The organism is Lentzea sp. NPDC060358, assembly GCF_042725365.1.
GTDB lineage: Bacteria > Actinomycetota > Actinomycetes > Mycobacteriales > Pseudonocardiaceae > Lentzea.
The window spans coordinates 1-8,820 of sequence record NZ_JBHXCW010000288.1; the positions used below are offsets into that span (position 1 = coordinate 1).

Annotated in this window: 8 protein-coding genes; 4 read left to right on the forward strand and 4 right to left on the reverse strand. The window is 71.7% G+C overall.

Annotated elements, in window-relative coordinates:
* Positions 1 to 146: 146 nt before the first annotated feature.
* The 4 genes from groL to ACFWGZ_RS36415 form a co-directional block, all read right to left on the reverse strand.
* Complete coding sequence (gene groL / locus ACFWGZ_RS36400) at positions 147 to 1,766, reverse strand: chaperonin GroEL (RefSeq protein WP_382456138.1); 1,620 nt, start codon at positions 1,764 to 1,766, stop codon at positions 147 to 149.
* 216 nt (positions 1,767 to 1,982) lie between these two features.
* Positions 1,983 to 3,212, reverse strand: coding sequence for a serine/threonine-protein kinase (locus ACFWGZ_RS36405; protein WP_382456139.1), 1,230 nt, complete (start codon positions 3,210 to 3,212; stop codon positions 1,983 to 1,985).
* 67 nt (positions 3,213 to 3,279) lie between these two features.
* A complete protein-coding gene (locus ACFWGZ_RS36410) occupies positions 3,280 to 3,486 on the reverse strand; it encodes a cold-shock protein (RefSeq protein ID WP_382456144.1) in 207 nt (68 codons plus the stop codon).
* Positions 3,487 to 3,562: 76 nt separating this feature from the next.
* Entirely contained in the window at positions 3,563 to 4,204 is a 642-nt protein-coding gene (locus tag ACFWGZ_RS36415; protein ID WP_382456145.1) for an AIM24 family protein, read from the reverse strand.
* A gap of 71 nt (positions 4,205 to 4,275) precedes the next feature.
* Here ACFWGZ_RS36415 and glp point away from each other — a divergent pair, with 71 nt between their 5' ends.
* The 4 genes from glp to pssA all read left to right on the forward strand — a co-directional run bounded on the left by glp (position 4,276) and on the right by pssA (position 8,775).
* Entirely contained in the window at positions 4,276 to 5,469 is a 1,194-nt protein-coding gene (glp, locus tag ACFWGZ_RS36420; RefSeq protein WP_382456140.1) for a gephyrin-like molybdotransferase Glp, read from the forward strand.
* A 27-nt stretch (positions 5,470 to 5,496) separates the two neighbouring features.
* Positions 5,497 to 6,906, forward strand: coding sequence for a M48 family metallopeptidase (locus ACFWGZ_RS36425; protein WP_382456141.1), 1,410 nt, complete (start codon positions 5,497 to 5,499; stop codon positions 6,904 to 6,906).
* 205 nt (positions 6,907 to 7,111) lie between these two features.
* Positions 7,112 to 7,807, forward strand: a complete 696-nt coding sequence (locus tag ACFWGZ_RS36430; protein WP_382456142.1) for a phosphatidylserine decarboxylase — start codon at positions 7,112 to 7,114, stop codon at positions 7,805 to 7,807.
* Positions 7,807 to 8,775, forward strand: a complete 969-nt coding sequence (pssA, locus tag ACFWGZ_RS36435) for a CDP-diacylglycerol--serine O-phosphatidyltransferase (protein ID WP_382456143.1) — start codon at positions 7,807 to 7,809, stop codon at positions 8,773 to 8,775. The genes ACFWGZ_RS36430 and pssA overlap by 1 nt, the downstream gene beginning before the upstream one ends.
* The last annotated feature ends 45 nt before the right edge of the window (positions 8,776 to 8,820 follow it).

Genomic DNA, 8,820 nt, shown 5'->3' on the forward strand with positions numbered 1-8,820 from the left:
GTGCTACCACTGGTGGCTCGGCCGGTCGCGAAGCGTCCGGCCTTGTCCGGCCGACTGAGCACCTCGCAAGGGCACGCTGGAACCCAAAAACGCCGAAAGGCCCGGCTCGCCGAAGCGAACCGGGCCTCTCGCGGTGTGGAACGGACTCAGAAGTCCATGCCGCCGGCGTCCGGCGCGGCCGGAGCAGCGTTCTTCTCCGGCTTGTCCGCGACGACGGCCTCGGTCGTCAGGAACAGCGCGGCGATGGACGCGGCGTTCTGCAGCGCGGAACGCGTGACCTTGGCCGGGTCGATGATGCCGGCCTTGATCAGGTCCTTGTACTCGCCGGTCGCGGCGTCCAGGCCCTCGCCCGAGGGCAGGGACTTGACGCGCTCGGCCACGACGCCACCCTCGAGACCGGCGTTGACCGCGATCTGCTTGAGGGGAGCCTCGACGGCGACCTTGACGATGTTGGCACCGGTGGCCTCGTCGCCCGAGAGCTTCAGACCCGCGAAGGCAGCCTCGGCGGCCTGCAGCAGCGCGACGCCACCACCCGCGACGATGCCCTCTTCGACGGCCGCCTTCGCGTTGCGAACGGCGTCCTCGATGCGGTGCTTGCGCTCCTTGAGCTCGACCTCGGTGGCCGCGCCCGCCTTGATGACGGCGACGCCGCCGGCGAGCTTCGCGAGGCGCTCCTGGAGCTTCTCGCGGTCGTAGTCGGAGTCCGACTTGTCGATCTCGGCGCGGATCTGGTTGACGCGACCCTGGATCTGGTCGGCGTCGCCCGAGCCCTCGACGATGGTCGTCTCGTCCTTGGTGACGACGACCTTGCGGGCCTTGCCCAGCAGCGAGATGTCGGCGTTCTCCAGCTTCAGGCCGACGTCCTCGGTGATGACCTGGCCGCCGGTGAGGGTGGCGATGTCCTGGAGGATGGCCTTGCGGCGGTCGCCGAAGCCCGGGGCCTTGACGGCGACGGACTTGAAGGTGCCGCGGATCTTGTTCACGACCAGGGTCGCGAGGGCCTCGCCCTCGACGTCCTCGGAGATGATCAGCAGCGGCTTGCCGCCCTGCATGACCTTCTCCAGGAGCGGGAGCAGGTCCTTGACCGTGGAGATCTTGGAGCCGAACAGCAGGATGTACGGGTCCTCGAGGACCGCTTCCTGGCGCTCGGGGTCGGTCACGAAGTAACCGGAGATGTAGCCCTTGTCGAAGCGCATGCCTTCGGTGAGCTCGAGCTCGAGACCGAGGGTGTTGCTCTCCTCGACGGTGATGACGCCTTCCTTGCCGACCTTGTCCATCGCCTCGGCGATGAGCTCGCCGATCGTCGGGTCGGCGGCGGAGATGGACGCGGTAGCAGCGATCTGCTCCTTCGTCTCGATCTCCTTGGCGTTCTTCAGCAGCTGCTCGGCGATGGCCTCGACGGCCTGCTCGATGCCGCGCTTGAGGCCCAGCGGGTTGGCGCCGGCCGCGACGTTGCGCAGGCCCTCGCGAACCAGTGCCTGGGCGAGGACGGTCGCGGTCGTGGTGCCGTCACCGGCCACGTCGTCCGTCTTCTTGGCAACTTCCTTGACGAGCTCGGCCCCGATCTTCTCCCACGGGTCCTCGAGCTCGATCTCCTTCGCGATGGAGACGCCGTCGTTCGTGATCGTCGGCGCGCCCCACTTCTTCTCGAGCACGACGTTGCGGCCCTTCGGGCCGAGCGTCACCTTGACGGCGTCAGCGAGGGTGTTCATACCCCGCTCGAGACCGCGGCGGGCGTCCTCGTCGAACGCAATCATCTTGGCCATTGCGGTGTGTTCCTCCGCCTTTGTGGTTTCTGGGCCACTGCGGGCCGGCAGAGCCCACAGCGGAACACGGTGCGATTGGCCAGGTTCGGTGCCCGCGACGGACGACCCCGGAGGGCCTCACCTTCCCAGCCTCACTTCGTTGGCACTCGACGAAGCCGAGTGCTAAGACGTGTTTAGCACTCGGGCACGGCGAGTGCAAGCGACCTCAGGTGACTCTCAGCGTGACGAGCGCACCGGCACGGAGGTGGGCAGCGGCTTGCGCGAGGTGGAGCCCTCGTCGCCGATGTTGAGCGTCGGCGAGCTGTTCGTCTTGGGCTGACGTGCGGGTTCGTCACCGGGCGACAGGATGATCACGACGATGACGATCACGACGATCGCCACCGCGGCCGCGATGACCGGCGCGAACCACGCGGGGCGCTCCTTGCGGCCCGTCGTGAACGCGCTCACGCCCACCTGGTTCGGCGGGCGCAGGCGGACCGGGTCGGAGAGCGGCTGCTGCTGGTAACCGCCCTGGTACGGGTTCTGCTGCGGCACCGGCCCGGACACCGGGGCCTGTCCCTGGGCGGGGGTCGAGCCGGACTGCGGCCCGAGTTGAGCGGGGGCCGAGCCGAGCGCGACGCCGGACAGCGCGACGCGGGCGGCGTTGACCAGCTCGGCGCAGCTCGCGTACCGCTGCGCCGGGTCCTTCGCGGTGCCCTTGCGGATCACCTCGTCGATACCGGGCGGCAGCGCGACGAGCTGCGACAGCGCCGGGACGTTCTGGCCGAGGTGGCCCGCGATGACCTCCTGCACGCCGCCCTGGAACGGCGGGCGGCCGGACAGGCAGGCGAACAGCATGCAGGCCAGCGCGTACTGGTCGGTGCGGCCGTCGACGGGCTCGCCGCGCAGGTGCTCCGGCGCCGCGTAGGTCGGCGAACCGAGGAAATCACCCGTCCGGGTGCGGTGCCCGGTGGCGCCGCGGCGGGTCAGGCCGAAGTCGGCGACGTAGACGTGCTCGCGCGAGCCCTCCTTGGTCGTGACCAGGATGTTCGCCGGCTTCACGTCGAGGTGGACGAGGCCCTTGCCGTGCAGCATGTCGAGCGCCTCGGCGGCCTGGCCGAGCAGCGTCAGCGTGCGCGCGGGGGTGAGCGGCCCCTCCTTGATGTGACCGGCCAGGTCCTGGCCGTCCACGAGCCGCATGGCGATGTAGAGCAGGCCGTCGACCTCGTCGAAGTCGTACAGCGGCACGATGTTGGCGTGGTCGATCGCCGAGGTGTTGCGCGCCTCGTCGACGAACCGCTCGCGGAACTCCGCGTCGGGCGCGAGGTGCTCGCCGATGACCTTGAGCGCGACCTTGCGGCCGAGCCGCACGTCCGTGGCCCGGTAGGTCACGCTCATGCCACCGCGGCCGAGCACGCCGTCGATCCGGTAGTGGGCGATCCGCCGTCCGCTCAGGTCCTCAGCCACGCGAGGCAGCCTAACGCCCGCCGAGATCTCCGTGCTCGGGGTTGGTCCAAGCTGTGATCAGGAAGTCTCACCTGGCGCGGCGCACGTCCGACGCCTGGCTGCGCCCGTCCCGCCCCGCCTGCACCTCGAACTCCACGCGATCACCCTCGGAGAGGGTGCGGAAGCCTTCCATCTGGATCGCCGAGTAGTGCACGAACACGTCGGGCCCGCCGTCGGTTGCGATGAAGCCGTATCCCTTTTCGGAGTTGAACCACTTGACGGTACCGAGAGCCAAGGCTTCCTCCTTCAGATCACGCAAGCAGAACGCAACGCTAAAAGAAGACAAGGCACGCGGATACCTCCTTACGGAGTCATGAACGCGCGCTGACTCCGTTGGCGCGCAACCAGGTGGAGAGCCGCCGCGGTCCGCGCGTCTGGGTGATGACCGCGCCCGGACCGGCGAAGTCGAACACCAGGCCCTCGCCGGTGTGAACGGATTGCACGCCGTCGGGCACGGACGGGCGGAGCCTGCATTGCAGGGTGTCCGCGAACGCCACGACGTGGTCGCTGCTGATGGTCACGGCCTCCCCCGCCGCGAGCGCCACGAGGTCGAGCGCGCCGCAGCAGGCGAGCACGACGGCGCCCTGGCCGTGCGCGTGGTTGAGGAACCCCTCCGCCCCGCCGAAGAGGGCTTTCATGAGCGGCGAGTCGGGGTTCATCGCCACCGTGCTGCTGGACGCGGTCCAGCCGTGCCGGGAGACGCACCAGCCGGTCTTGCCGTCGAGCTCGACCAGGTGCAGGTCGCCGGGCAGCACGGGCGCCGCGTCCAGCCAGCCGCCCTCCACGCCCGCCGTGCACAGCGCCACGGCCTTCGCGCCCGCGCCCTTCACCTCGACCCCGAGCCCGTAGCTCGTGGCCGCGATGGTCAGGGGGTCGACCAGCACCATCTCGCCGGGCGCGAGCACGAGTCTCGCCACGCCGAACGTCGGTGTGTGCCTGGTCCGGACCTGCACGAACAACACCTCCGGTGGAGAACTGGGCACTGCGGTCGTCACGACCGGCGCGACGTTGGCAGTATGCAGTCGTGTCCCCCACCTCTGTCGCCGAACACCGCCAACGCGTCGCGGAGCTCGTCGGGCTGATGCCCGTGCTGCAGCTGCCGCTCGAGGAGTGCCTCGGGCTGGTGCTCGCCGCCGACGTGATCGCGCCGCTCTCGCTGCCGCCGTTCGACAACTCGGCGATGGACGGGTACGCGGTGCGCGCCGCCGACCTGGGCGAGGTCCCGGTCCGGCTGCCGGTCGCCGACGACATCCCCGCGGGCCGCGTCGAGCTGACCGCGCTGGAGCCCGGCACGGTGCAGCGGATCATGACGGGCGCGCCGGTGCCGCCCGGTGCGGACGCGGTCGTGCAGGTCGAGTGGACCGACGCCGGCACGGAGACGGTGACGATCGACCGGGCCGTCGAGGCGGGCGCGAACATCCGCACCGCGGGCGACGACGTGGGCGAGGGCGACCCGGTGCTGGTCGCGGGCACGGTGCTGCGCCCGTCCACGCTGGGGCTGGCGTCCGCGCTGGGCCTCGCCGAGCTGCTGGTGCGCCGCCGCCCGCGCGTGCTGGTCCTGTCGACGGGCTCCGAGCTGGTCGAGCCCGGCCGGCCGCTGCGGCCGGGGCAGATCTACGAGTCGAACGGCATGATGCTCGCCTCCGCCGTGCGGGAGGCCGGGGCCGTGGCGCTGCAGCTGCGGTTCGTGCCGGACGACGTGGACGCGTTCCACGAGGCCCTGCGGCCGTACCTGACCGCGGTGGACGTGATCGTGACGTCCGGCGGGGTGAGCGCGGGCGCGTACGAAGTGGTCAAGGACGCCCTGGCGAGCCACGACGTGGTGTTCACGAAGGTCGCGATGCAGCCGGGCGGGCCGCAGGGCTCCGGCCGCTACGAGGGCCTGCCGGTGCTGACGCTGCCGGGCAACCCGGTGAGCGCGCAGGTGTCGTTCGAGGTGTTCGTGCGACCGGCGCTCCTCGGCTCGATGGGGCACGCGCAGGTCGAACGGACGACCGCGCGCGCATCGCTGTCGGCCGGGCTGACCTCGCCCGCGGGCAGGACGCAGTTCCGGCGGGGCCTGTACGACCCGTCGTCCGGCCAGGTCGTGACGCCGGTGGGCGGGCCTGGCTCGCACCTGCTGTCGGCGCTCGCGCTGTCGAACTGCCTGATCGAGGTGCCGGAGGAGGTCACCGAACTGGCTGCGGGCGACGAGGTCGTCGTGAGATACCTGCAGTAGTCCGGTACGACCTGGGGGGCGCACGACATGAGAGCGGTGCTGGCGCTCGTGCTGCTCGCGAGCTTCTTCGTGCTCGCCGTGGCGCTGGCGGGTGGCCTGACGGCGCTCGCCGTCTGGCGGTTCTCGCTCGGCGACGTGGAGAGCGGCGTCTGGCTGCTCGTGTTCGCGGTGGCGCTGGGCGGGCCGGCGCTGTGGGCGACGGTGCTGGCGCTCTTCGCCCGGCCGCGGCCCGGCGGGTTCGGGATGTCCCGCGAGGACCACCCCGAGCTCTGGCGGCACGTCGACGAGCTGGCGCGCCTCGCGGGCACCCGCGGCCCGGACGACATCCGGCTCGTGGACGGCGCGAACGCGAGCGTGTGGGAACGCCGGGGCGAGCGCTACCTGGAGCTCGGGCTGCCGCTGGTGGCCGGGCTGGGCGTCGGCGAGCTGCGGTCGGTGCTGGCCCACGAGCTCGGCCACTACGGCGGCGGCCACACCCGGCTGTCGTCGCTGACCTACCGGGCGAAGATCGCGCTGGAGCTGTCGGTGCGCGGGGACCGGGCGTTCGGCGTGCTCAGCGCGTGGGCCCACCTCTACGCCCTGGTCTCCGCGTCGGAGAGCCGCGACCACGAGCGGTTCGCCGACGAGGTCGCGGTCGCCGCCGCCGGGCGTGGTGCCGCGCAACGGGCGTTGCTGCGCATCGGACCGGTGGGCGAGGCGTGGGGCGACTACCTCGCGAACTACGTGTCGCTGGCGGTCGTGGCCGGGCGCACGCCGCCGTTGCTCGACGGTTTCCGCTCCTACCTCGGCCACCCCCGGCGCGTGCACGACCTGCGCGACCTGGAGCGCGAGCTGGCCGAGCGCGAGCCGACGTCGGTGTTCGACAGCCACCCGCCGGTCCGCGAGCGGGTGGCCGCGATGGCCGCGTCGACCGGCGCGGACGCCCCGATCGACGACCGGCCGGGCTGGACGTTGCTCTCCGGCGTGCCGGCGCAGGCGATGTCGTCGCTGCTCGGCCTCGCGGGCCCGCCCGCGACCTGGGCCGAGCTCGCCCGGCTCGGCGGTCCCGCCCACCTGCGGCGTCATGCCGACGCGCTGCGGCACGCGGGCAGGGTGAGCAAGGTCGGCACGCGGCTGACCGACGTGCTCGCGGCGCTGGAGCGGGGTGAGCTGCTCGAGCTGACCGGTGCGCCGGTCGACGGCTCGCTCACGCGCGAGCAGATCCGCGAAACGGCGGTCGAGACCGTGACGGAACTGCTCGGCTGCCTGGTCACCGATGAGCTCGTGACGGCTGACCGCGCGACCCCGGAACTGAACTGGGGCGGCTTGTTCGTGCTGCGCCTGCCCGACGGAGCTGCGCTCCACCCGGACGACCTGGTCGCGCCCTCCGTCCGTGACGCTGGCCGGGTGCCCGAGCTGCGGGGAAGACTGCGCGAGATCGGTTTCGACGGACTGTGACAGAACGCTCACCGGACGACGTTGTTCACCCCATGTGACGGGGATTACACTCAACGCAGGTGCCGGTCGGCGCGTGCGTTCGTCGGGGGATGCACGAACCGACCGGCCACTTGTCTTTCCCGGCGGTCCCGGCGGGCGCTTCGGCGTGTTGCCGTAGCGTGATGCCGCCCGACACTCCACGGAAGCTACGGAACCCACAGACACGATGAGCAGCGAGAAGCCCGTCTCCCACTTCCTCGAACTCGCGCGCGGCATGGTGCCGCCGATGCACCCGGCAGGGCGCCCGTTCGTCGCCGGTGCGGCGATCGCGACCCTCCTCGTCCGGCTGCGCTCCAAGCGCCTCGGCGTCGTCCTCGGCCTGGTCACGGCGTGGGTGGCGTGGTTCTTCCGCGAGCCGAAGCGCGTGACGCCGACCCGCCCGAACATCGCCGTGGCCCCGGCCGACGGCACCGTCTCGCACGTGGTCGACGCCGTCCCGCCCGCCGAGCTCGGCCTGGGCTCGCAGCCGATGACGCGCGTCAGCGTGTTCCTCTCGGTCTTCGACGTGCACGTGCAGCGCGTGCCCGCGGACGGCGAGGTCGTCCAGGTCTCCTACCACCCCGGCAAGTTCCTCTCGGCCGACCTCGACAAGGCCTCCGAGGAGAACGAGCGCAACACCGTGTGGCTGCGCACCGTCGACGGCCACGACCTCGTCGTCGTGCAGATCGCCGGCCTGGTCGCGCGCCGCATCGTGTGCGAGGTCGCCGAGGGCGAGAAGGTCGCCGCCGGCCAGACCTACGGCCTGATCCGCTTCGGTTCGCGCGTGGACCTCTACGTGCCGCGCGGCAGCCGCGTCCTGGTCGAGGCGGGCCAGCGCACGATCGGCGGGGAGACCGTTCTCGCCGAGCTCCCGGAAGCCTGATGGCGCCCAGCGGGCCCGGCGTTCGCCTGCTGCCGAACGCGATCACGGTCCTGGCGATGTGCTCGGGCCTGTCCGCCGTGCACTTCGCGAACGTCGGCATGTGGGGCGCGGCCATCGCGTCGATCGCGGCGGCCGCCGTGTTCGACGGCCTCGACGGCCGCATCGCCCGCCTGCTGGACGCGACGTCGAAGATGGGCGCGGAGCTGGACTCGCTGGCCGACGCCATCTCGTTCGGCGTCGCGCCCGCCCTCGCGATCTACCTCTGGAAGTTCGAGGGAGACCGCACCGGCTGGGTCATCGCGCTGATCTACGCGGTCTGCATGGTGGTCCGCCTCGCCCGCTTCAACACGTTGCTGGAGAAGGAACAGCCGCCGTTCGCGAAGGAGTTCTTCGTGGGCGTCCCCGCCCCGGCGGGCGGCCTGCTCCTGCTGCTCCCCCTGATCATCGAGGAGCAGGTCCGCCGCGACGGCTGGTGGAACTCGCCGGTCGTGGTGGGCGTGTGGACGGTCGTGGTGGCGGTCCTGCTGGTGTCGCGCATCCCGACGCTGTCGGTGAAGACGGTGAAGGTGCCGCCGCGCGCGGTGGCGCCGCTCCTGGTCGGCGTCGGCCTGCTCGCGGCCGCCGTGATCACCTACCCGCTGGTGGCGCTGATCATCGCGATGGTCGCGTACCTCCTGCACCTGCCGTACTCGGTGCGCCGGTACCTGTGGCTGTCGAAGCACCCGGAGGCGTGGACCGTCACCGGTGCCGACCGCCGCGCGATCAAGCGGGCGCACGGGGTGGCCGCACGCCGCCTCGGGCTGCGCAAGCCCTTGCAGAGCCGCGTGGCCGGTGCGGCCATGCGGGCCGTGCGGCGACCTCGGCGTGATGCTTCCACCGCGGCTGCGGCGGAAGGCACGGCTCCTACCGCGGGGAACCGGCGGCGGTCCTGGCGGCAGCTCGGGCTGAGGCGGCAGTCGAAGCCCTGATCTCCCAACGCGTCGAGGGCCGGACACGATGACTCGTGTCCGGCC